Raw genomic sequence first — 22,039 nt, 5'->3', positions numbered from 1 at the left:
GCGTAGACGCATCCGGGGGGACGTCCGTCGGTTCACGTTTCCGTCAGCCTTCGTACACCCGTCGACTCTTGACAAGTTGGGCGCCCTGCACAGAGATTGACGCGCGTAGATTCATCTGCCGTTCCTCCAAGCACCCTCGGAGTCCCCTGATGCCTTCCTCCATACCGAGATCTGCCGGCCGCACCGTCGCGCGCTCCGCCGCGGTCTCCGCCGTCGTCGCCGCCGCCCTCGCCGCGGGTCTGCTGGCCGGTTCGACGAACGCCGCCGCCGATGACGCGGCCGGTGTCCGCATCCACGACATCCAGGGCACCACGCGCGTCTCGCCGCTCGTCGGCAAGCAGGTCACCGGCGTGACGGGAATCGTCACCGGCGTCCGCACCTACGGCTCGCGCGGCTTCTGGATCCAGGACCCCGAGGGCGACGCCGATCCGGCCACCAGCGAGGGCCTCTTCGTCTTCACGAGCTCCGTCCCCACGGTCTCCGTCGGCGACGCGGTCAGCCTGAGCGGCACGGTCACCGAGTACGTCCCCGGTGGGCTGAACTCCGGCAACCAGTCGCTGACCCAGCTCTCCAAGCCGGTCGTCACCGTGGTCTCGCAGGGCAACGCCGTCCCGGCCCCCGTGACCATCTCGTCCTGGTCCGTCCCCGACGCGTACGCCCCCGAGGGCGACCCGGCCGCCGCCGGCTCGATCAACGGCCTGGCCCTGGACCCGGAGACGTACGCCCTGGACTACTACGAGTCCCTTGAGGGCGCCAACGTCCGGATCGGCTCCTCGCGCGTGGTCGGCGCCACCGACCCGTACTCCGAGCTGTGGGTCACGGTGAAGCCGTGGGAGAACCGCAACCGGCGCGGCGGCACGGTCTACGGCTCGTACGAGTCGCAGAACACCGGCCGGCTCCAGATCCAGTCGCTGACCCCGATCGCGCAGCAGCCCTTCCCCAAGGCGAACGTCGGCGACCGGCTGACCGGCACCACCGAGGGCCCGCTCGACTTCAACCAGTTCGGCGGCTACACGATCACCGCCCGCACCCTCGGCACGGTCGCCGACCGCGGCCTGGAGCGCGAGTCCACGGACAAGCAGCACAAGAACGAGCTGGCCGTCGCCACGTACAACGTGGAGAACCTCGACCCGAGCGACCCGCAGGAGAAGTTCGACGCGCTCGCGAAGGCGGTCGTCACCCACCTCGCCTCGCCCGACATCCTCGCCCTGGAGGAGATCCAGGACAACAACGGCGCCAAGAACGACGGCACGGTCGCCGCCGACCAGACGGTGAAGAAGTTCACGGACGCGATCGTGGCGGCCGGCGGCCCGGCGTACGAGTGGCGCTCGGTCGACCCGGAGAACAACAAGGACGGCGGCGAGCCCGGCGGCAATATCCGTCAGGTCTTCCTCTTCAACCCCGAGCGGGTCTCCTTCACGGACCGCGCGGCCACCGACGCGACCTCCGCCACCGGCGTGACGGGCCGCAAGGGCCACGCCGCCCTGACGGTCTCCCCCGGGCGGATCGACCCGGCGAACACCGCCTGGGAGAGCAGCCGCAAGCCGCTCGCGGGCGAGTTCGTCTTCCGCGGCCGTACGGTCTTCGTGATCGCCAACCACTTCGGTTCGAAGGGCGGCGACGAGTCCATCGTCTCGCACCACCAGCCGCCGGTCCGCTCGTCCGAGGCGAAGCGGCTGCTCCAGGCGCAGTCCGTCAACGGCTTCGTGAAGCAGCTCCTCGCGGTCGAGAAGCAGGCCGACGTCCTCGTCGTCGGTGACATCAACGACTTCGAGTTCTCCGGGACGACGGAGGCGCTGACCGACGGCGGCGCGCTGTACCCGGCCGTGAAGTCGCTGCCGCGCAGCGAGCGCTACTCGTACGTCTTCCAGGGCAACAGCCAGGTGCTCGACCAGATCCTGACGAGCCCCGGCGTGCACCACTTCGAGTACGACAGCGTCCACATCAACGCAGAGTTCGCCGACCAGGACAGCGACCACGACCCCCAGGTCCTGCGCTTCCGCCCGTAGTCACCCGGGGCGGCCCGGCGCGGTGACGAGCAGCTCCGGGCCGTCCGGCCGTGTCACACGCCCGCGCTCAGGCTGAGCGCGGGCGTGTACCGCTTCACCCGGCTGCCCACGAGCCCCGGGTAGTGGTGCGCCCGCGCCCAGGCCTCGCTCGTCCGGGCGTCCTCGGCCGACCACGCCACGTGGGCCCGCCCGCTCTCCCCCTCAGCGTAGTTCAGGACCCGGCCGCCGTCGGTCGACAGATGGAAGTGGACGCTGGTCCCGCCGTGCCCCGGCCGCAGCGCCGCGTCCTCGTCCAGGGCGGTGAGCACGGTGTCCACCCAGGCCCGCCGGCGCCCCGCGTCGGGCCCGTCGAAGTCGGCCTCGACGATCGCGACGACCCCGGGCAGTTCCCCCGTGCTCGTCGTGCCGAGGACGGCGGAGCGGTGGATCGGCGCGTAGCGGCGGAGCTCCACCCGCTCGATGCCGGGCACGGCGGCGTCGATCTCGGCGTTCCGGTCGTCACGGTAGGTGCGGACGAAGTCCTCGTAGGCCTGCTCGGCGGTCCACTGCGAGTAGTGCAGCAGTGTGTCCCCGTCGGTCCCGGCGTAGACGCTGTACGAGAGCAGCCCGAGGTCGGGCCATTCCCTGTTCTCCCAGGCCTTGCGGATGGCGTCGACGGCCGCGCGCTGGCGCTCGGGGGTGCCGACCCGCCAGGTGCTGACGAGGACGGCGCCGACTCCGGGGCGGTGGAGGTCGGGGCGGGCATCGGGGTGGGCGACGGCGTTCATGAGCATCTCCTGCTCCTCGGGGGTTCCTCGGACGGCTCCACCGTCGTCCCTCAACCTTGGTCGAGGTCAACCCCCGCTCGCGTGCGAGACTGCGCGCCATGATCCTTCGTGACCTGACCCTGCGCCCCGCGACCCGTGCCGAACTTCCGGCCGTCCTCGCGCTCCTGGCCGACGAGGACACCGTCGTGGACCCCGCCTCGGTGACCGTCACCGAGGCGTACGAGCGGGCCTTCGCGGACATCCGGGACGATCCGCGCAACGAGCTGCTGGTCCTGACGGACGGTGAGCTGGTCCTGGGCTGCCTCCAGGTCACGTACATCCCTGGGCTCGGCCGGGGCGGCGCCGAGCGGGCCCTGGTCGAGGCGGTCCGGATCCGGGCCGACCGGCGCGGCGGCGGACTCGGCCGGGAACTGATGGAGCGGGCCGCGGCACGCGCGCGGGAACGCGGGTGCGCGCTGGTCCAGTTGACCAGCGGCAAGCGGCGGACGGACGCCCACCGCTTCTACGCCTCCCTGGGGTACGCGTGCAGCCACGAGGGCTTCAAGCTCGCGCTGTGACGGCGCGGGTCCGGCCTGCTCGGCAAGGGCCCCTAGCCGAGCAGGTGGCCGCCGCCGTCCACGAGGAGCACCTCGCCGGTGATGTACGCGGAGTGGGCCAGATCGTGGACGGCCCCGGCGATGTCCTCGGCCCGGCCGACGCGGCGCAGCGGGACCACCTCGGCCACGTGCGCCTTGGCCTGGTCGGCGCCCTCGACCCCGTCGAACCAGGGGGTGTCGATGAGGCCGGGCGCGACCGCGTTGACCCGGACGTCGGGGCCGAGGGCCTTGGCGAGGAGCTGGGAGGAGACGTTGACGATGGCGCCGCGGGTCTTCCGCAGGTGCGGGACGGCGGCGGTGACGGTCTGCCAGACACCGATGACATTGACGTCGTAGAGGTGGCGCCAGACCTCGGGCGATGCGGCTTCGAGGTCGTCGTGCGCAATGAACCGCGTGGTGCCCGCGCAGTTGACGAGGAGGTCGAGGCGGCGGCCGAGGGTCTCCACGGCCCGCGCCACGAGGGCCCCCGCCTGAGTCTCGTCGGAGACGTCCGCCTGGAGGTAGACGGCGCCGGGCAGTTCGGCGGCGAGGCGTTCGCCCGCCTCGACGGAGCGGGCGGAGTTGACCACGACCCGGTATCCGGCCCCGGCGAGACGCCGGGCGACGGCGGCGCCGATGCCCGAGGACGAGCCGGTGACGAGGGCGACGCGCCCGCCGTCGGTGCTGTGTGAGCTCATGCTGTGCTGTTCTCCATGTCCCCCTGTCGCGCCCGTCGATCATGTCAGAGCCCTCACACTTAAGTGACCGTGATCTTTCAGCCGAAGCAGATCTAAGTGGACCTTCACCGTCCAATCCGCCCAGACTTCGGGGATGAGCACTTCCCTCTCCCGCCCGGCGCGTCCCTTCGGCCGCGCGCTCTGCGCGATGATCACCCCCTTCACCCCGGACGGCGGGCTCGACCTCGACGAGGCCGGCAAGCTGGCCGCCCGGCTCGTCGGCGAGGGCTGCGACGGTCTGGTCCTCAACGGAACCACCGGTGAGTCGCCGACCACCACCGACGCCGAGAAGACCGCACTCGTCCGCGCCGTCCGGGAGGCCGTGGGCCCCGGCCCCTCGGTCCTCGCGGGCGTCGGCACCGCCGACACCCGCCACACCGCCGAACTGGCCCGCCAGGCCGAGGCGGCGGGCGCGGACGGTCTGCTCGTCGTCACCCCGTACTACAGCCGCCCTCCGCAGTCGGCCGTCGAGGCCCACTTCCTGAAGGTCGCGGACGCGACCGGTCTCCCGGTGATGGTCTACGACATCCCCGGCCGCACCGGCACGCGCGTCGAGACCCCGACGCTGCGGCGGCTCGCCGAGCACCCGCGGATCGTGGCGGTCAAGGACTGCGCCTACGACCTGCTGGGCTCGGCGCGGGTGATCGCGGAGACCCCGCTCGCGTACTACTCGGGATGCGAGGAGATGAACCTGCCGCTGTACGCGGTCGGCGGCGCCGGCTATGTCAGCACGGTGGCGAACGTGACGCCCCGTCAGCTACGCGCGGTCCTCGACGCCTTCGACGCGGGCGACACGGCGGAGGCGGCCCGGCTCAACGCCCGGCTGCTGCCGCTCGCCGAACGGATGATGGCCGCGGGCCTGCCCGGCACGGTGACCGTCAAGGCGCTGCTCGGCGGCCCGGTGCGCGAACCGCTGCAGCCCGCCGACCGGGAGTCGGTCGACGGGCTGCGTGGTCTGTACGAGGCGCTGCTTCAGGCGGAGTCGGTGGTGTAGGTCCGGCCGAGGATCGCGGCGTGCTCCAGGACGTCCTCCAGCGGGTCGTCGATCTGACCCGTGTGGAGCGAGAGGCTGGGCCCGTTGGTGACGGTGGGCCCGTTGTGGGTGTGCGTCTCGTCCGCCGCGGCCGTCCCGGCCGGTAGCAGGACCGCCGCCACCGTGAGCACTCCTGCGACCATGGGCTTCGTCCTCATGTCGACTCCTCGCCTTGTCTGCCTGCAGTGACCCTGCGTTCTGTTAACGCAGAGTCACCGGATCAGTTGTGGCTGTGGAGGATGTCGTTCAGCCCGCCCCAGACCGCGTTGTTCGGGCGGGCCTCGACGGCGCCGGTGACCGAGTTGCGGCGGAACAGGATGTTCGAGGCGCCGGAGAGGTCGCGGGCCTTCACGATCTCGCCGTCGGGCATCGTGACCCGCGTGCCGGCGGTGACGTACAGACCGGCCTCGACGACGCACTCGTCACCGAGCGCGATGCCGACGCCCGCCTCGGCGCCGATCAGGCAGCGCTCGCCGATCGAGATGACGACGTTGCCGCCGCCCGACAGGGTGCCCATGGTGGAGGCGCCGCCGCCGATGTCGGAGCCGTTGCCGACGACGACACCGGCGGAGATCCGGCCCTCGACCATCGAGGTGCCGAGGGTGCCGGCGTTGAAGTTGACGAAGCCCTCGTGCATGACGGTGGTGCCGGCCGCGAGGTGCGCGCCGAGGCGGACCCGGTCGGCGTCGGCGATCCGGACCCCGGCGGGCGCGACGTAGTCCGTCATCCGCGGGAACTTGTCGATGCTGGTGACGGCGAGGTGCAGGCCCTCGGCGCGCGCGTTGAGGCGGACCTTGTCGATGTCGTCGACGGCGACCGGACCGAGCGAGGTCCAGGCGACGTTGGCGAGGAGGCCGAAGACGCCGTCCAGGCTCTGGCCGTGCGGCTTGACCAGGCGGTGGCTGAGCAGGTGCAGACGCAGGTAGGCGTCGTGGGCGTCGAGCGGCTTCTCGTCGAGCGAGGAGATGACGGTACGGACGGCGACCACCTCGACGCCGCGGCGGGCGTCCACGCCGAGGGCCTTGGCGGCGCCTTCGCCGAGGGCGTTCACGGCCTCGTCGGGGGTGAGCCGCTCGGTGCCGGCGGGGCCGGGCGCCTCGGTCAGCTCGGGGGCGGGGAACCAGGTGTCGAGAACGGTGCCGTCGCCGGCGATGGTGGCGAGGCCGGCGGCGACGGCGCCGGTGGTGCGAGGAGCAGTGGTCATGACGGAAAACCTAACCGGCGGGGCCCCGCGTGGGCCAACCGGTCTCAGGTGTCGGTCGAGCGTATGGGCGGTTCCGACGAGCGCGGGAGGGCCCGCTTCGGTCCTTCCTTCAGGCCGGGTACGGCACGTGCCCGGCTCTCCTCCGGCTCCCGCTCACGACGGGCGCAGCACCCGCGTCAGCATCACGCGCGCGTACTCCTCGTCGTACGGCTCGCCGGTGAGCAGGGACTGGAGGCAGATCCCGTCGACGAGGGCGACGAGGGCGCGCGCGGTGCCGGGGTCGGTGCGGCGGGAGAGGACGGAGACCACGGTCTCGGCCCACTCGGCGGCCACCGGCCGGAGCGCGGGGCGGCGCAGGGCGCCGAGGTAGAGCTCGTACTCCAGCTCCACCGCGGCGCGGTCGCCGCCCATCCACTCCCCCATGAAGCGGGCGAGCGCGGCGGCGAGGTCGGTGTCCGGCGCGCCGAGGGCGGAGTTCTCGCGGAGCAGCCGCTCGAAGCCCTCGTTGGCCTTGCGGAGCGCGGCGACGAGCAGTTCGTCGAGGGAGGCGAAGTGGTACGTGGTGGAGCCCAGCGGCACATCGGCCTCGGCGGCCACCGTGCGGTGGCTGAGCCCGGCGATCCCGGAGCGTCCCGCGACCCGGAGGGCCGCGTCGACGATCCGGTCGCGCCGGTCGGGGTCGTGGCGACGGGGGCGGGCCATCAGTGGGCGCCGCCCAGGTTGAGGACGGCGACGCCGGCGATGATGAGGACGATCCCGGCGATCTTGGCGAGGCTGAGGGTCTCGCCGAGGAAGAGGATGCCGATGGCGGCGACGGCGGCGGTGCCGACGCCGGACCAGATGGCGTACGCGGTGCCGACCTGGAGGGTCTTGAGCGCCTGCGCCAGGAGGGCGAAGGCGACCACGTAGCCCACGCCGGTGACGACCGAGGGCCAGAGCTTGCTGAAGCCCTCGCTGTACTTCATGGAGGTGGTGGCGAGTATCTCGGCCACGATGGCGCCCGCGAGCAGTCCGTAACCCATGCGTACGAGCGTACACAACGATGCGTACGGCCGTACACAACGCCGACCGATACGGTGTCCCGCATGACGATTCCCCCAGGGCCGCCGCCCTACGGTCCCCCAGGACCACCGCCGCCCTACGGCTACGGCTATCCGCCGCCGCCCCCACCGCCGAAGCCCGGCGTGATACCCCTGGCGCCGCTCTCCTTCAGCACGATCCTGACCGGCGCCTTCGCGGCCTTCGGCCGCTACTGGAAGCAGCTCCTCGGAGTGGCTGCGGTGATCTACCTCGGCGCCCTGCTGGTCGCCGGAGCGGCGATCGGCATCGCGTACGCGATCGTCGGCGACGTCTTCCCCGCCGTGTTCGACCTGCCCGCGGGCCAGGAGCCGCAGTGGGACGACATCCGGCCGCTGCTCATCGCCTTCGTCTGCGTCTGGCTGGCCGCCATGATCGCGATGATCTGCGCGAACGCCCTGGTGGCGGCGGCCTGTCCGGCCGTGATCCAGGAGGCGGTACTCGGCCGCCCCACGACCTTCGGCGCGATCTGGCGACGGGCCTGGGACCGGATGCCGGCCGTGCTCGGCACCGTGTTCCTGACGAGCGCGACGCTGCTGATCCCGATGCTCCTGCTCCTGGGCGCCTTCGTCGCGATGATGGTCGCGTTCTTCGACGAGCTGTCCGACGCAGGCGTCGGAACGGACTCCGACGTCTCGTTCGTCCTTCCCCTGACCCTGTTCCTGGTGGCGCTGGCGACCGTGCCGTTCGCCGTCTGGATCTGGGTGAAGTTCAGCCTGGCCCCTGCGGCGGCCGTGATGGAGGGCCAGGGCCCGGTCGCCTCGATGCGCCGCTCCTCGCAGCTGGTCCGCGGTGACTGGTGGCGCGTCTTCGGCTGTCTGCTCGCCGCCGGGATCATGGCGTCCGTCGTCGGCATGCTGATCCAGCAGGTCCTCTCCACCGTGGCGTCGGCCCCGCTGGCGCTCTCCGACTTCTCCGGCGAGGAATCCGCCACCATGGTGGCGTCCCTGAGCGTGATCTTCACCTTCCTCATCCTCGGCCAGCTGGTCAGCCAGGCGGTCGTCTCCGTCTTCCCGCCGCTGGTCACGGCGCTGGTCTACGTCGACCAGCGGATCCGCAAGGAGAACCTGGCCCCGGAGCTGACCCGCGCGGCCGGACACGGCTAGCCACGGACCATGCGAAACGGCCGTGCCCCGAAGGGCACGGCCGTCTCATGCGTGGTGGTGTCTCAGACGTTGAAGCCGAGCGCGCGCAGCTGCTCGCGACCGTCGTCCGTGATCTTGTCCGGGCCCCACGGGGGCATCCAGACCCAGTTGATCTTCAGTTCGCTGACGATGCCGTCCGTCGCGGACTTCGCCTGGTCCTCGATCACATCGGTCAGCGGACAGGCCGCCGACGTCAGGGTCATGTCCAGCGTCGCGATGTTCGACTCGTCGATGTGGATGCCGTAGATCAGGCCCAGGTTGACGACGTCGATGCCCAGCTCGGGGTCGACGACGTCGTACAGCGCCTCACGGACTTCCTCCTCGGAGGCCGGCTTCATCGTGGCCTCGACGTTCTCGGTCATGCCGACTTCCTCTCCGCCGCGTCGCCCAGAGCCTGGGCGGTCGCGTCCTTCCACGCCATCCAGCTGAGCAGCGCGCACTTCACACGGGCCGGGTACTTGGAGACTCCGGCGAACGCGACCGCGTCCTCCAGGATCTCCTCCATCGCGTCGTCGGGCTCGATCTGGCCCTTGGACTGCATCAGCTCCAGGAAGGTGCCCTGGATCTTCTGCGCGTCCGCCAGCTCCTTGCCGACGAGCAGCTCGTTGAGGACGGACGCCGAGGCCTGGCTGATGGAACAGCCCTGGCCCTCGTACGACACGTCCTCGATGCGCGAGCCGTCGTACTTCACCCGGAGCGTGATCTCGTCGCCGCACGTCGGGTTGACGTGGTGCACCTCGGCGTCGCCGTCCCGAAGACCGCGCCCGTGCGGGTGCTTGTAGTGGTCCAGGATGACGTCCTGGTACATCGAATCCAGCTTCACGAGCCGTCCCCTAGCCGAAGAAGTTCCGTACGTGCTCCAGACCCGCGACCAGGGCGTCGACCTCGGCCGGGGTGGAGTACAGATAGAACGACGCCCGCGTGGTCGCAGGAATTCCGTACCGCAGGCAGACCGGCCGCGCGCAGTGGTGGCCGACCCGGACCGCGATGCCCTCTTCGTCGAGGACCTGGCCCACGTCGTGCGGGTGGATGTCGCCGAGCGTGAAGGAGATCGCCGCGCCGCGGTCCTCGGCCGTGGTGGGGCCGATGATCCGCAGGTCCGGAACCTCCTGGAGGCGCCGGACGGCGTACTCGGTGATCGCGTGCTCGTGGCGCGCGATGTTCTCCATGCCGATCGCCGAGAGGTAGTCCACGGCCGCGCCGAGGCCGACGGCCTGGGCGATCGGGGGCGTACCCGCCTCGAACTTGTGCGGGGCCGGCGCGTACGTCGAGGAGTGCATCGAGACGGTCTCGATCATCTCGCCGCCGCCCAGGAAGGGCGGCAGGTCCTCGAGCAGCTCCTGGCGGCCCCAGAGGACGCCGATGCCCGTCGGGCCGCACATCTTGTGGCCGGTGAAGGCCACGAAGTCGGCCTGGAGCGCCTGCACGTCCAGGACCATGTGCGGGGCGGCCTGGGAGGCGTCGATGCAGACGAGCGCACCGACCTCCTGGGCGCGACGGATGATCGTCTCGACCGGGTTGACCGTGCCCAGCAGGTTCGAGACCAGCGTGAACGAGACGATCTTGGTCTTCTCGGTGATGACCTCTTCGATGTTGGAGAGGTCCAGACGGCCGTCGTCGGTGAGGCCGAACCACTTCAGCTTCGCGCCCGTGCGCTGCGAGAGCAGCTGCCACGGCACGATGTTGGAGTGGTGCTCCATCTCCGTGATGGCGATCTCGGTCTCGTGGTCCACGCGGTAGGGCTCGTCGGCCCAGCCCAGCATGTTGGCCACCAGGTTGAGCGACTCCGAGGCGTTCTTGGTGAAGATCACCTCGTCGCGGCTCGGCGCGTTGATGAAGGCCGCGACCTTGTCACGAGCGCCTTCGTACAGCGCCGTCGCCTCCTCGGCGACCGTGTAGACGCCGCGGTGGACGTTGGCGTTGTGACGCTCGTAGTACGTGTTGAGCGCGTCGAGGACCTGCCGCGGCTTCTGCGAGGTCGCCGCGGAGTCGAGGTACACGATCTTCTTGCCGTCGTGGACCACGCGATCCAGGAGCGGGAAGTCCTTGCGGATCGCCTCGGTGTCGAGGAGGCCGGAGAGCCCCTGATGGGCAGATGTCACGCGGATGCGCCACCCTTCGTGCTGTAGGCCTCGTAGCCCTCGTTCTCCAGCTTGTCGGCGAGCTCGGCGCCGCCGGACTCGACGATGCGGCCCCCGGAGAAGACGTGCACGAAGTCGGGCTTGATGTAGCGGAGGATCCGGGTGTAGTGGGTGATCAGCAGGGTGCCGACCTCACCGGTCTCGCGGACCCGGTTGACGCCCTCGGAGACCTGGCGCAGCGCGTCGACGTCCAGGCCGGAGTCGGTCTCGTCGAGGATCGCGATCTTCGGCTTGAGGAGCTCCAGCTGGAGGATCTCGTGGCGCTTCTTCTCACCGCCGGAGAAGCCCTCGTTGACGTTGCGCTCGGCGAAGGCCGGGTCCATCTGGAGCTGCTCCATCGCGGACTTGACCTCCTTCACCCAGGTGCGCAGCTTGGGGGCCTCGCCGCGGATCGCGGTGGCGGAGGTGCGCAGGAAGTTGGAGACCGAGACACCGGGGACCTCGACCGGGTACTGCATGGCCAGGAAGACGCCGGCGCGGGCGCGCTCGTCGACCGACATCTCCAGGACGTCCTCGCCGTCGAGGGTGACGGTGCCGCCGGTGACCGTGTACTTCGGGTGGCCGGCGAGCGAGTACGCCAGGGTCGACTTGCCGGAGCCGTTGGGGCCCATGACGGCGTGGGTCTCGCCCTGCTTGATGGTCAGGTCGACACCCTTGAGGATCTCGCGGGGGCCGTTCTCGGCCTCGACGGAGACGTGCAGGTTGCGGATTTCAAGCGTTGCCATGGGTGACTCAGGACTCCTGGGTGACGGAGACGAGCACATCGTCCCCTTCGATCTTTACGGGGTATACGGGGACGGGGCGCGTCGCGGGAAGGCCGGAGGGCTTGCCGGTGCGGAGGTCGAAGCTGGAGCCGTGCAGCCAGCACTCGATGGCGCAGTCCTCGACCTCGCCCTCCGAGAGGGAGACGTTCGCGTGCGAGCAGATGTCGTTGATCGCGAACACCTCGCCCTCGGTGTGCACGACCGACACCGGCGTGCCGTCGACCTCGACCCGCTTCGGGGTGTCGGCCTCCAGCTCGCTCAGCGCGCAGACTCGGACGAAGGCCATCAGACGGAGGCCTCCAGCTCGGCCTCGATCTTGGCGAGGAGGCGCTCCTGGACGTCCGGCAGACCGATCTGCTGGACGAGCTCCGCGAAGAAGCCGCGGACGACGAGGCGACGGGCCTCGGCCTGCGGGATACCGCGGGACATCAGGTAGAAGAGCTGCTCGTCGTCGAAACGGCCGGTGGCCGACGCGTGACCGGCGCCGGCGATCTCGCCGGTCTCGATCTCCAGGTTCGGTACGGAGTCGACCCGGGCGCCGTCCGTGAGGACCAGGTTCCGGTTGAGCTCGTACGTGTCCGTGCCCTCGGCCGCGGCCTGGATGAGCACGTCGCCGATCCAGACGGCGTGCGCGTCCTGGCCCTGCAGCGCACCCTTGTAGGCCACGTTGGACTTGCAGTGCGGGGTGTTGTGGTCGACCAGGAGGCGGTGCTCCTGGTGCTGGCCGGCGTCGGTGAAATACAGACCGAACAGCTCGGCCTCGCCGCCGGGCGCCGCGTACGAAACCCGCGGGTGGATGCGGACGACGTCGCCGCCGAAGGTGACGATGACCGACTTGAAGGAGGCGTCGCGGCCGACCAGCGCGTTGTGCTGGGCGACGTGGACGGCCTTCTCGTCCCAGTCCTGGACGGAGACGACGGTCAGCTTGGCGCCGTCGCCCAGGACGTAGTCGACGTTGGCGGCGAGCACCGCGTCGCCGGAGTGGTCGAGGACCACGACGGCCTCGGCGAAGGCGCCGAGCTCGATGACCTGGTGGCCGAAGGCGACGCCGCCCTGGCCGTGCACGCTGATGCGGATCGGCTCGGTGAGCACCGCCTCCTTGGCGACGGTGACGACCGAGGCCTTCTCGAAGGAGGAGTACGCCTGCGCGGCGACGCGGTCGACGGGCGTGCCGGCCTTGCCGAGACGCTCGTCGTCACGGCCGACGGTCTCCACGGTGACGCCCTCGGGGGCCTCGATCTCCACCTTGACGCCCTCGCCGGACGCGACGGCGGTGCCGTCGTGGAGGCCACGGAGGCGGCCGAGCGGGGTGAACCGCCACTCCTCCTCGCGGCCGTGCGGGACGGGGAAGTCCGCGACGTCGAAGGACGGGGGCGCGCTCATGCGCGTGGCGACGGTGGACTCGGCGGCCACCGCGATCGAGCCCGCGGTGGTGGAGCCCGCGGGGATGTTCTGAGCCTCAGCCATGGCTGTCGTGTTGCTCTCTTCCTGCGTTAAAGAAATCAGTCGCTGCGTAGGACGGGGGCGGGGTGGGGCGTCAGCCCACCGAGCCCTCCATCTGCAGCTCGATCAGCCGGTTGAGCTCCAGGGCGTACTCCATCGGGAGTTCCTTGGCGATGGGCTCGACGAAGCCGCGGACGATCATCGCCATGGCCTCGAACTCGGTGAGGCCGCGGCTCATCAGGTAGAAGAGCTGGTCCTCGGAGACCTTGGAGACGGTGGCCTCGTGGCCCATGGAGACGTCGTCCTCGCGCACGTCCACGTAGGGGTACGTGTCCGAGCGGGAGATCGTGTCGACGAGCAGCGCGTCGCAGAGCACGTTGGACTTGGCGCCCGGGGCACCCTCACCGATCTCGATGAGACCGCGGTAGGAGGTGCGGCCGCCGCCTCGCGCCACCGACTTGGAGACGATGTTGGAGGAGGTGTTCGGGGCCATGTGGACCATCTTGGCGCCGGCGTCCTGGTGCTGGCCCTCGCCCGCGAAGGCGATGGAGAGGGTCTCGCCCTTGGCGTGCTCGCCCATCAGGTAGACGGCCGGGTACTTCATGGTGACCTTGGAGCCGATGTTGCCGTCGACCCACTCCATGGTGGCGCCCTCGTAGGCGACGGCGCGCTTGGTCACCAGGTTGTAGACGTTGTTCGACCAGTTCTGGATGGTCGTGTAGCGGCAGCGGCCGCCCTTCTTCACGATGATCTCGACGACGGCGCTGTGCAGCGAGTCCGAGGAGTAGATCGGCGCGGTGCAGCCCTCGACGTAGTGGACGTAGGCGTCCTCGTCGACGATGATCAGCGTCCGCTCGAACTGGCCCATGTTCTCCGTGTTGATACGGAAGTAGGCCTGGAGCGGGATCTCGACGTGCACGCCCTTCGGCACGTAGATGAACGATCCGCCGGACCAGACGGCGGTGTTCAGGGAGGCGAACTTGTTGTCGCCGACCGGGATGATCGTGCCGAAGTACTCGCGGAAGAGTTCCTCGTGCTCCTTCAGCGCGGTGTCGGTGTCGACGAAGATGACGCCCTGCTCCTCCAGGTCCTCGCGGATCTGGTGGTAGACGACCTCGGACTCGTACTGGGCGGCGACACCGGCGACGAGGCGCTGCTTCTCCGCCTCGGGGATGCCGAGCTTGTCGTACGTGTTCTTGATGTCCTCCGGCAGGTCCTCCCAGGACTCGGCCTGCTTCTCGGTGGACCGCACGAAGTACTTGATGTTGTCGAAGTCGATGCCGGAGAGGTCGGAGCCCCAGGTCGGCATGGGCTTCTTGTCGAAGAGACGCAGACCCTTGAGACGCAGCTTCAGCATCCACTCGGGCTCGTTCTTCTTCGAGGAGATGTCGCGGACGACGTCCTCGTTCAGACCGCGCTTGGCGGTGGCACCGGCGGTGTCGGAGTCGGCCCAGCCGTACTCGTACCGACCCAGGCCCTCGAGCTCGGGGTGGCTGATCTCGGTGGTCATGCGGGGTTCCTCCCGGCCGTGCTTGCGGATGCTGATTCGGTGGTCTGTGGGGCGCTGTGCGGGATGAACGTGGTGCAGACGCCGTCACCATGCGCGATGGTGGCCAGACGCTGGACGTGCGTTCCCAGGAGGCGGGAGAAGAATTCCGTCTCCGCCTCGCACAGCTGTGGATACTGCTCGGCGACGTGGGCCACCGGGCAGTGGTGCTGGCAGAGCTGCTCGCCGACCGGCGCGTTCCGCGCAGTGGCAGCGTACCCGTCGGCGGTCAGGGCCTTGGCAAGCGCCTCGGTCCGTCGCTCGGGTTCCACGGCCTCGACGGCTTCGCGGTAGGCGTCCGCCTGGGCCTCGATCCGGTCGCGGGCGAAGGCGGCCACGGCCGCTTCCCCGCCGGCGTTGCGCTCGATCCACCGGAGCGCCTCGACGGCGAGCGAGTCGTACGACTGGTCGAAGGCGTCCCGGCCGCAGTCGGTGAGCGCGAAGACCTTCGCGGGGCGGCCGCGGGCGCGCGCCCCGTAGACGCGCTGCTCGCGTGCTTCGACCACGTTGTCGGCGACCAGCGAGTCGAGGTGACGGCGGACGGCCGCCTGGGTGAGGCGGAGCCGTCCGGCGAGATCGGCGACGGTCGACGGCCCGTGGTCCAGGATCGACCGCGCGACCCGGTTGCGCGTCGAACGCTCACGGGTCGCGAGTTCCTCCATCGGAGCCGCGCCAACGTTTTTCACAACGCCATTGTTGCGTAATTAATCTCGGACTGACAAGCCGCGCCGGACGCGGCGACGGTGCGGTGCGTCACTCAGGTAAGGCTTACCTGACCTGCAGAAATGATCATTCGTAGGATGAATCACGCCCCTCGGCCCCTGCTCCCCGAGCACCGGATCCGGCCGCCCGGTGAGGCAGTACGTGCAGGCCACAGGGGCTCCGCCGCCCACGTCGCCGCCCGGCACGACGAACCGGAGATCGCGCCCCTGATCACCCGAACCGGACGTTCCGGGGACCCGGGCCCCGCGCCGGGCGGCCCCCGGGGCCTCTCTAGACTTCCCGTCATGCGAAACGAGTCCGTCGGGTCCGCCGTCCAGGTCCGTGGCCTGGTCAAGCGGTACGGCAACAAGACCGCCGTCGACGGCCTCGACCTCGACGTGCGGGCCGGCACCGTGACCGCCGTCCTCGGCCCCAACGGCGCCGGCAAGACCACCACCATCGAGACCTGCGAGGGCTACCGGAAGCCCGACGACGGCACCGTGCGCGTCCTCGGCCTCGACCCGGTCGCCGACGCGGCCGCCCTGCGCCCCCGGATCGGCGTCATGCTCCAGTCCGGCGGCGTCTACTCCGGCGCCCGCGCCGACGAGATGCTCCGCCACATGGCGAAGCTGCACGCCCACCCGCTGGACGTGGACGCGCTGATCGAACGCCTCGGCCTCGGCTCCTGCGGCCGCACCACCTACCGGCGCCTCTCCGGCGGCCAGCAGCAGCGCCTCGCGCTCGCCATGGCCGTCGTCGGCCGCCCCGAGCTCGTCTTCCTCGACGAGCCGACCGCCGGACTCGACCCGCAGGCCCGCCGCGCCACCTGGGACCTCGTGCGCGAGCTGCGCGCCGACGGCGTGACCGTGGTCCTCACCACCCACTTCATGCAGGAGGCGGAGGAACTCGCCGACGACGTCGCCATCGTCGACGCCGGCCGGGTCGCCGCCCAGGGCAGCCCCGAGCAGCTGTGCCGCGGGGGCGCCGAGAACACCCTCCGCTTCACCGGCCGCGCCGGACTCGACCTGGGCTCGCTGCTCAAGGCACTGCCCGACGGCTCCTCCGCGGCGGAGCCGCTCCCGGGCACGTACCGGATCACCGGCACGGTCGACCCGCAGCTGCTGGCCACGGTCACCAGCTGGTGCGCCCAGCACGGCGTCATGCCCGACGGCATCTCCGTCGAGCGCCACACTCTCGAGGACGTCTTCCTCGAACTGACGGGCAAGGAACTGCGGTCGTGAGCACTGATTCGGTCGTGAGCACCGGTACGTACGCCCCGAAGCCGGGCGCCGCCCCCGTCGGCCGGATGATCGCGGCACAGACGGCCCTGGAGACCCGCATGCTGCTCCGCAACGGCGAGCAGTTGCTCCTCACCGTGATCATCCCGTCGCTGCTCCTGGTGCTCTTCTCCACCGTCGACATCATCGACACGGGCACCGACAAGGCGGTCGACTTCCTCGCCCCCGGCATCCTGGCGCTCGCCGTCCTGTCGACCGCGTTCACCGGCCAGGCCATCGCGACCGGTTTCGAGCGGCGGTACGGGGTGCTCAAGCGCCTCGGCGCCTCGCCGCTCCCCCGCTGGGCGCTGATGACCGCCAAGACGCTCTCCGTCCTGGTGACCGAGGTCCTCCAGATCGCCCTCCTCACGGCGATCGCCCTGGGCCTCGGCTGGTCGCCGCACGGAGACCCCCTGTCGGTGCTGCTCCTCCTGGTCCTGGGCACGGCCGCCTTCTCCGGCCTCGGCCTGCTGATGGCGGGCACGCTGAAGGCGGAGGCCACCCTGGCCGCCGCCAACCTGGTCTTCCTGCTGCTCCTGGTGGGCGGCGGCGTCATCGTCCCGCTGGCCAAGTTCCCGGACGCGGCCCGCTCGGTCCTGGAGCTGCTCCCGATCTCGGCCCTCTCCGACGGCCTGCGCGCGGTCCTCCAGGACGGCGCGGCCCTGCCCTGGGGCGACGCGCTGACCCTCGCGGTCTGGGCCGTCCTGGGCCTCGGCGCGGCGGCGAGGTTCTTCCGCTGGGAGTAGCGGCGGGGTCCCAGAGGGTGACGTTTCCCGACAAGGCACCCCTCGTGAAAGCGTGCACAAGCCCCGGCCTACGATAGGGCGCGTGCTGACCCCCCTCGCCTCCATCGCCAGGCGCTGGACTCCGTCCCCCAGGACGCTCCGGCGCGCCGCGCTCTCCGCCGTCGTGATGAGCGTGCTCATCATCGTCACCGGTGGCGCGGTCCGGCTGACCGGTTCCGGTCTCGGCTGCGACACCTGGCCGAAGTGCACCGACGACAGCCTGATCGTGACGCCCGAGCAGGGCTACCGCGGCGTGATCGAGTTCGGCAACCGGATGCTGACCTACGTCCTGTCGGCCGCGGTCGGCTGGGCGATCATCGCCGCCCGGTCCACCAAGCCGTGGCGGCGCGGGCTGACCCGGCTCGCCTGGGCCCAGTTCTGGATCGTGATGAGCAACGCCGTCATCGGCGGCATCACGGTGTGGATGGGCCTCAACCCGTGGACGGTCGCCGGCCACTTCCTGGCCGCGAACGCGCTGCTCACCGTCGCCGTCATCACCTGGCACCGGACCGGCGAGGGCGACACCGCCGCCCGCCCGCGCGTGCCGCGCCCGGTCCGCAAGCTGTCCTGGGCGATCACGGTCGCCTCGGGCCTGCTGATCGCCCTCGGTACGACGGTGACCGGCGCCGGCAAGCACGCCGGTGACAGCAGTGACGTACCGCGCATGCCGTGGGACTGGACGGACGCCGCGCACCTCCACGCCATCAGCGCCTGGGTCGTCTGCGCCCTGGCGCTCGCGATGTGGCTGGTCCTGCGCGTCGTGGACGCCCCGCTCGACACCCGGGCGCGCGCCCGCGACCTGCTGATCGTGCTGCTCGCGCAGGGCGTCATCGGCTACGTGCAGTACTTCACCGGGGTCCCCGAGCTTCTGGTGGCCGCCCACATGCTCGGCTCGTCCCTGATGTGGATCGCGGTCCTGCGCCTGGCCCTGAGCCTGCGCGAGCGCCCGGTCCCCGCGGCGGACATCCCGGCCCAGGCCGACCCCGCGCTCGCGACCGCCTGAGCGTTCGCGGACCGCGCCACGGACCGCCCCGACCGGCCCGGACCCCCACCGCATCGGCGGGGGTCCGGGCCGGTCCGCGTGTACCGACCGGGCCCGGCCCGAAGGACACGCCCGGCAGGTCCTAGACGGACTGATCCACCGGTACGGACGCGGGGACGCGCAGCAGCGCCTCGGGCAGGTAGCCCGAGCGGACCCCCGGCTCCCAGCCGTGCGCCAGGTGCGCGAGCGCGGCCAGGGCGACGGCGCCCGTCGGCAGCAGGGTCCTCGGCTCCGGGTCGGCTCCGACGCTCGCGCGGTGCTCCTCGAGCCGGGCCGCGAGCGCCCGCTCGAAGGCCTCGCGGTCGTCGTCGAGCAGGACGCGCAGCAGCCGCTGGTCGGGGTCGAGTGCACCTGCCCCGTCGAGGGCCCGCGCCGCCACCGCGCGCTCCTCCGCACCGGGCCGCTCGACCGGGACGGGACCGGGTACGGAGCCGGGGTACCGGCCGCGGACGACGGTCAGGTACGCGCACAGCGCGTCCATCTCGGCGAGGTCGGCGGGCTCCGAGACCGAGTCGAACCGCGAGTACGGCACGCCGGAGCGGATCGCGGGCGCGTAGTCCTCCCGGAGCAGCGGGCCGATCACCCGCCGCCGCTCCCAGGCCAGCCCGCTGATCAGGCAGAGCCGGAACGTCTCGATCCAGTTCCGGGCGGTGGGCACCCGGTGCCCCTGGTCCCGCCCCTCGTCGTACAGCTGCTCGGCGCTGGTCAGGATCGTGTTGACGAGGGGCAGCGGGACCTCCCAGTCCCCCTCCGGGAAGCAGCCGGTGCCCAGCACGCCGAGGGCGCACTCGGCGGCGGTGAGCAGTGCTTCCCGCGAGGCGTCCGCCTCCAGTGCGGGGTCCTCGACGGTGCGGGCCCCGACGTGGTCGAGGAGGTCGTCGCGCAGCTCTCCGAGCCGTACGAGCGACATGTCGCCGGTCCGAAGGTCCATCCAGCAGTCGAGGGTCCGCCCGCGGACGGTCCGGAGCGCCTGCTCGATCCTCGCCCCGTCGACCTCGTGTCGTGTCTCGTCCCGCACGCTTCGCTCCCCGATGTGTTCGATCTTGCTCGGGAACGCTATCAACGGGGTCCGACAGGGGCTCACGCCAGCCGGTAGACCCGCCGCGCGTTCCCCGCCGCGATCATCGTGGCGACGCGCTGGGCGTCCGTACGGGACCAGGCGCCGTCCCTCACCCATTCGCCGAGCACCCGGGTGAGGGCGGCGCGGAAGACGTTCGCGGCGACCACATGGAGCTCGGGCAGGCCGTGGGCGCCGCTGGAGAACAGCAGCTTGCCGAACGGAGCCCGCTCCAGGACCTCGGCGAGGACGGCCGCCGCCCGCGCCCCGGTGTGCGCGAGGACGGGGCCCAGGTCGGCGTGGACATGCGGGTGTACGCCGGTCAGGTGCGCGGCGGCGCGGTGGTACGGGTAGGAGTGGAGCAGCACCAGGTCGGTGCCGAGCCCCGCGGTGGCGGCGGCGAATCCGGCGAGCGCGGCCGGGTCCCGGTTCCCGGCGTGCAGCTGCAGGGGGCGGCCGGCGGTGACCGCGATCCACAGCAGATGGCGCAGCAGGACGGGGTCGGTGAGCGGGCCGCCGGCCGGGCGTCCGGCGAGCCAGCGCCCGGCGGCGCCGCGTACCTCTCCGGGTCCCGGAGGTTCGGGCGTGTACGTGAGGCCTCGGCGTACCCCCGCCACCGAGGCGAAGGCCACGGCGTGGACGGCGGCCCCGTGGACGGCCTCGGCGAGGTTGGCGAGGAAGGCCTCGACGGTCCCCGAGGTGTCGGCGACCTGCTCGGCGAGGGGTTCGAGGCGGACGATCTCATGGGCCTCTGCGGCGCCGGTGACGCCGAGCTCGGCCGGTCCCGTGAGGTCGTCGGGGAGCCCGGTGTCGACGAGGTAGGCGGCGATCCCGGAGGCCCGCAGGAGGCGCCGTCCCGCCTCGGCGACGCCCAGTTCGCGGCGGCGCGCGAGATACCGGGCCGGGGGGCAGTGCGCTTCGAGACCCAGCAGCGGCGGGCACCATCGGCGGACGGCGAAGCCGGTCTGGGTGTCGAAGAAGGTGGTGCCCGCGGCGGGCAGCGCGCCACTCCCGCCGAGCTGGGCGCCGAGGCGGGCCTCGAAGGTGCCGAGGCCGAGCTCCGTACGGAGCACCCCGTGGCAGTACTGGTCCACCAGGCTCGGCGTGTCGATCATCTCGGGGGGCTCCCTGCGTGGCCGTGTCTCTTCTCCACACGTCCTAACGGGTGAGCCCCGCGCGAGGTTGTTGCCTCAGCTGTTGGAGGGGCCGCCGATCTGGATACCGGCCATCCGGGTCCACTCGTACGGGCCGGTGGCGACCTTGGCGGCGAACTCGCCGTCGAACTCCTCGTGGAGGGTGAGGCCGGCCTTCTCGGCGGCCTGGCGCGCGATCTCGTACGTCGGCGCGACGAGGTCGCCCCAGCCGCCGTCGGTGCCGACGAGGACGATCCGGGTGCCCGCCTGACCGATGTGCGCGAGGTGTCCCTCGGAGCCGCCGTGCTCCTTGGAGAAGGCCTTGATCTCCTTGGCGAGCCTGGCCGCCTTGCGCGCTTCCTGCTTCGTTTCTGCCATGAAAGGGATGCTACCGAGGGGTAGATCTACTGGCGACGGCCGGGTCACGTGGCCTATCCCACGTGACCCGGCCGCCGGCCGTGCGGATCATCTGAGCGGAGACATCGGTCGAGACGTCCCGGAAAGTCCTTCGTGGGGTGTTCCCACGGGGGTCCCTAACGGAGGAACGGGTCCACCGCGACCGCCACGAAGAGCAGCGAGACATAGGTGATGGACCAGTGGAAGAGGCGCATCTCCTTGAGCTTCGCGCCGGTGGCGCCCGCCTTGGCCCGGTTGAGCAGGCCGTGCGCCTCCCAGAGCCACCAGCCGCCGGTGAGCAGGGCGACCGACAGGTAGAACCAGCCGGTGTAGCCGAGCGGCGTGAGCAGCAGCGAGACGGCGACCATCACCCAGCTGTACGCGACGATCTGCTTGGCGACGACCTTGTTGGAGGCGAGGACCGGGAGCATCGGCACGCCGGCGCGGGCGTAGTCGTCCTTCACCTTCATCGACAGCGGCCAGTAGTGCGGCGGCGTCCAGAAGAAGATGACGGCGAAGAGGATGACCGCCGCCCAGGACATCGAGTTCGTGACGGCCGACCAGCCGATGAGGACCGGAAGACAGCCGGCGATCCCGCCCCAGACGATGTTCTGCGTGGTGCGGCGCTTCAGGATCATCGTGTAGACCACGACGTAGAAGAGGAGCGCGCCCAGCGAGAGGGCGGCCGAGAGCCAGTTGACGAGCAGGCCGAACCAGAGCGTGGAGACCACGGCGAGGGTGAGGCCGAAGACCAGGCCCTCGCGCGGCGTCAGGACGCCGGTGACCAGCGGACGCTGGGAGGTGCGGTCCATCAGCGCGTCGATGTCGCGGTCGATGTACATGTTCAGCGCGTTGGCGCCGCCCGCGGACAGGTAGCCGCCGAAGCAGGTGGCGAGCACCAGCCACAGGTCGGGCACGCCCTGTTCGGCGAGGAACATCACCGGAACGGTGGTGATGAGCAGCAGTTCGATGATCCGCGGCTTGGTCAGCGCCACATATGCCTTGACACGGGCCCCGAACGGCCGATGGCCCCCCGGGCTGGGAGTCAAGACGACCCCTGCGGGTCGGGACTCGACGGCCGTCACGCACACCCCTGACAGAGAATTTCCCAGCAAGCTCCCCGGATGAAGGCGGGGCGAAGCTTGCGCGTACCACGCCACTGTAGACGTTGCCCAGACGCCGATCTTCGCGGGGGTGGGGTCGTGT

General features: G+C 71.0%; 25 protein-coding genes. 7 read left to right on the top strand and 18 right to left on the bottom strand.

Annotation, left to right across the window (positions count from 1 at the left end; all coding sequences use genetic code 11):
- The first annotated feature begins 149 nt into the window (after positions 1-149).
- The gene (locus IF00_RS0127500; RefSeq protein WP_030322548.1) at positions 150-2,009 is read left to right on the top strand and encodes an endonuclease/exonuclease/phosphatase family protein; all 1,860 of its coding nucleotides are present in this window, start codon (positions 150-152) and stop codon (positions 2,007-2,009) included.
- 53 nt (positions 2,010-2,062) lie between these two features.
- Here the strand turns inward: IF00_RS0127500 and IF00_RS0127495 are convergent, their stop codons facing one another.
- Positions 2,063-2,776 carry an antibiotic biosynthesis monooxygenase gene (locus IF00_RS0127495; protein WP_037639189.1) on the bottom strand — a complete coding sequence of 238 codons (714 nt, stop codon included), beginning with the start codon at positions 2,774-2,776 and terminating at the stop codon, positions 2,063-2,065.
- A 98-nt stretch (positions 2,777-2,874) separates the two neighbouring features.
- Between IF00_RS0127495 and IF00_RS0127490 the strand changes: the two genes are divergently transcribed.
- Positions 2,875-3,333 carry a GNAT family N-acetyltransferase gene (locus IF00_RS0127490; protein WP_030322545.1) on the top strand — a complete coding sequence of 153 codons (459 nt, stop codon included), beginning with the start codon at positions 2,875-2,877 and terminating at the stop codon, positions 3,331-3,333.
- 32 nt (positions 3,334-3,365) lie between these two features.
- Here IF00_RS0127490 and IF00_RS0127485 read toward each other — a convergent pair whose 3' ends face one another.
- Entirely contained in the window at positions 3,366-4,049 is a 684-nt protein-coding gene (locus IF00_RS0127485) for an SDR family NAD(P)-dependent oxidoreductase (RefSeq protein ID WP_030322544.1), read from the bottom strand.
- A 133-nt stretch (positions 4,050-4,182) separates the two neighbouring features.
- Here IF00_RS0127485 and dapA point away from each other — a divergent pair, with 133 nt between their 5' ends.
- Entirely contained in the window at positions 4,183-5,082 is a 900-nt protein-coding gene (dapA, locus tag IF00_RS0127480; protein WP_030322543.1) for a 4-hydroxy-tetrahydrodipicolinate synthase, read from the top strand.
- Here the strand turns inward: dapA and IF00_RS0127475 are convergent.
- The 4 genes from IF00_RS0127475 to IF00_RS0127460 all read right to left on the bottom strand — a co-directional run bounded on the left by IF00_RS0127475 (position 5,061) and on the right by IF00_RS0127460 (position 7,347).
- On the bottom strand, positions 5,061-5,279 hold the full coding sequence (locus IF00_RS0127475; RefSeq protein ID WP_030322542.1) for a hypothetical protein: 219 nt from the start codon (positions 5,277-5,279) through the stop codon (positions 5,061-5,063). The two genes, dapA and IF00_RS0127475, sit on opposite strands and share 22 nt — an antisense overlap.
- Before the next feature lie 62 nt (positions 5,280-5,341).
- Complete coding sequence (gene dapD, locus IF00_RS0127470; protein ID WP_030322541.1) at positions 5,342-6,325, bottom strand: 2,3,4,5-tetrahydropyridine-2,6-dicarboxylate N-succinyltransferase; 984 nt, start codon at positions 6,323-6,325, stop codon at positions 5,342-5,344.
- Positions 6,326-6,478: 153 nt separating this feature from the next.
- Positions 6,479-7,027, bottom strand: coding sequence for a TetR/AcrR family transcriptional regulator (locus tag IF00_RS0127465; RefSeq protein WP_030322538.1), 549 nt, complete (start codon positions 7,025-7,027; stop codon positions 6,479-6,481).
- Complete coding sequence (locus IF00_RS0127460) at positions 7,027-7,347, bottom strand: DMT family transporter (RefSeq protein WP_030322537.1); 321 nt, start codon at positions 7,345-7,347, stop codon at positions 7,027-7,029. The genes IF00_RS0127465 and IF00_RS0127460 overlap by 1 nt, the downstream gene beginning before the upstream one ends.
- Before the next feature lie 63 nt (positions 7,348-7,410).
- On the opposite strand from IF00_RS0127460, the gene IF00_RS0127455 reads away from it, so the two are divergent.
- Positions 7,411-8,508: a DUF7847 domain-containing protein gene (locus IF00_RS0127455; protein ID WP_030322536.1), complete on the top strand. Its 1,098-nt coding sequence runs from the start codon at positions 7,411-7,413 to the stop codon at positions 8,506-8,508.
- 62 nt (positions 8,509-8,570) lie between these two features.
- Here the strand turns inward: IF00_RS0127455 and IF00_RS0127450 are convergent, their stop codons facing one another.
- The 8 genes from IF00_RS0127450 to IF00_RS0127415 all read right to left on the bottom strand — a co-directional run bounded on the left by IF00_RS0127450 (position 8,571) and on the right by IF00_RS0127415 (position 15,127).
- Positions 8,571-8,909: a metal-sulfur cluster assembly factor gene (locus tag IF00_RS0127450; protein ID WP_030322533.1), complete on the bottom strand. Its 339-nt coding sequence runs from the start codon at positions 8,907-8,909 to the stop codon at positions 8,571-8,573.
- A complete protein-coding gene (gene sufU, locus IF00_RS0127445) occupies positions 8,906-9,370 on the bottom strand; it encodes a Fe-S cluster assembly sulfur transfer protein SufU (RefSeq protein WP_030322530.1) in 465 nt (154 codons plus the stop codon). Before sufU ends, IF00_RS0127450 begins: the two co-directional genes overlap by 4 nt.
- A 10-nt stretch (positions 9,371-9,380) precedes the next feature.
- A complete protein-coding gene (locus IF00_RS0127440; protein ID WP_030322528.1) occupies positions 9,381-10,649 on the bottom strand; it encodes a cysteine desulfurase in 1,269 nt (422 codons plus the stop codon).
- Complete coding sequence (gene sufC, locus IF00_RS0127435) at positions 10,646-11,413, bottom strand: Fe-S cluster assembly ATPase SufC (RefSeq protein ID WP_030322526.1); 768 nt, start codon at positions 11,411-11,413, stop codon at positions 10,646-10,648. The genes IF00_RS0127440 and sufC overlap by 4 nt, the downstream gene beginning before the upstream one ends.
- A 7-nt stretch (positions 11,414-11,420) precedes the next feature.
- A complete protein-coding gene (locus IF00_RS0127430; RefSeq protein WP_030322524.1) occupies positions 11,421-11,738 on the bottom strand; it encodes a bifunctional 3-phenylpropionate/cinnamic acid dioxygenase ferredoxin subunit in 318 nt (105 codons plus the stop codon).
- The gene (gene sufD, locus IF00_RS0127425) at positions 11,738-12,919 is read right to left on the bottom strand and encodes a Fe-S cluster assembly protein SufD (protein ID WP_030322522.1); all 1,182 of its coding nucleotides are present in this window, start codon (positions 12,917-12,919) and stop codon (positions 11,738-11,740) included. The genes IF00_RS0127430 and sufD overlap by 1 nt, the downstream gene beginning before the upstream one ends.
- Before the next feature lie 70 nt (positions 12,920-12,989).
- Positions 12,990-14,405, bottom strand: coding sequence for a Fe-S cluster assembly protein SufB (gene sufB, locus IF00_RS0127420; protein ID WP_030322521.1), 1,416 nt, complete (start codon positions 14,403-14,405; stop codon positions 12,990-12,992).
- Positions 14,402-15,127, bottom strand: coding sequence for a helix-turn-helix transcriptional regulator (locus IF00_RS0127415; protein WP_030322519.1), 726 nt, complete (start codon positions 15,125-15,127; stop codon positions 14,402-14,404). The genes sufB and IF00_RS0127415 overlap by 4 nt, the downstream gene beginning before the upstream one ends.
- Before the next feature lie 321 nt (positions 15,128-15,448).
- Here IF00_RS0127415 and IF00_RS0127410 point away from each other — a divergent pair, with 321 nt between their 5' ends.
- The 3 genes from IF00_RS0127410 to IF00_RS0127400 all read left to right on the top strand — a co-directional run bounded on the left by IF00_RS0127410 (position 15,449) and on the right by IF00_RS0127400 (position 18,208).
- A complete protein-coding gene (locus IF00_RS0127410; RefSeq protein ID WP_030322517.1) occupies positions 15,449-16,384 on the top strand; it encodes an ABC transporter ATP-binding protein in 936 nt (311 codons plus the stop codon).
- Positions 16,385-16,398: 14 nt separating this feature from the next.
- Positions 16,399-17,166 carry an ABC transporter permease gene (locus IF00_RS0127405; protein ID WP_030322515.1) on the top strand — a complete coding sequence of 256 codons (768 nt, stop codon included), beginning with the start codon at positions 16,399-16,401 and terminating at the stop codon, positions 17,164-17,166.
- 73 nt (positions 17,167-17,239) lie between these two features.
- Entirely contained in the window at positions 17,240-18,208 is a 969-nt protein-coding gene (locus IF00_RS0127400) for a COX15/CtaA family protein (protein WP_106975890.1), read from the top strand.
- Between the two features lie 121 nt (positions 18,209-18,329).
- Here the strand turns inward: IF00_RS0127400 and IF00_RS0127395 are convergent, their stop codons facing one another.
- The 4 genes from IF00_RS0127395 to IF00_RS0127380 all read right to left on the bottom strand — a co-directional run bounded on the left by IF00_RS0127395 (position 18,330) and on the right by IF00_RS0127380 (position 21,918).
- Positions 18,330-19,265, bottom strand: a complete 936-nt coding sequence (locus IF00_RS0127395; protein WP_030322512.1) for an immunity 49 family protein — start codon at positions 19,263-19,265, stop codon at positions 18,330-18,332.
- Between the two features lie 62 nt (positions 19,266-19,327).
- Positions 19,328-20,419, bottom strand: coding sequence for an amidohydrolase family protein (locus IF00_RS0127390; protein ID WP_030322510.1), 1,092 nt, complete (start codon positions 20,417-20,419; stop codon positions 19,328-19,330).
- A gap of 75 nt (positions 20,420-20,494) precedes the next feature.
- The gene (locus IF00_RS0127385; RefSeq protein WP_030322507.1) at positions 20,495-20,815 is read right to left on the bottom strand and encodes a hypothetical protein; all 321 of its coding nucleotides are present in this window, start codon (positions 20,813-20,815) and stop codon (positions 20,495-20,497) included.
- Between the two features lie 155 nt (positions 20,816-20,970).
- Positions 20,971-21,918 (bottom strand): heme o synthase, encoded by a 948-nt coding sequence (locus IF00_RS0127380; RefSeq protein ID WP_030322505.1) that lies wholly within the window; start codon positions 21,916-21,918, stop codon positions 20,971-20,973.
- Positions 21,919-22,039: the final 121 nt, after the last annotated feature.

The sequence above is a fragment of the Streptomyces flavochromogenes genome (genome assembly GCF_000717595.1).
GTDB lineage: Bacteria > Actinomycetota > Actinomycetes > Streptomycetales > Streptomycetaceae > Streptomyces > Streptomyces flavochromogenes.
This window is presented reverse-complemented; position numbering and strand designations above follow the sequence as displayed.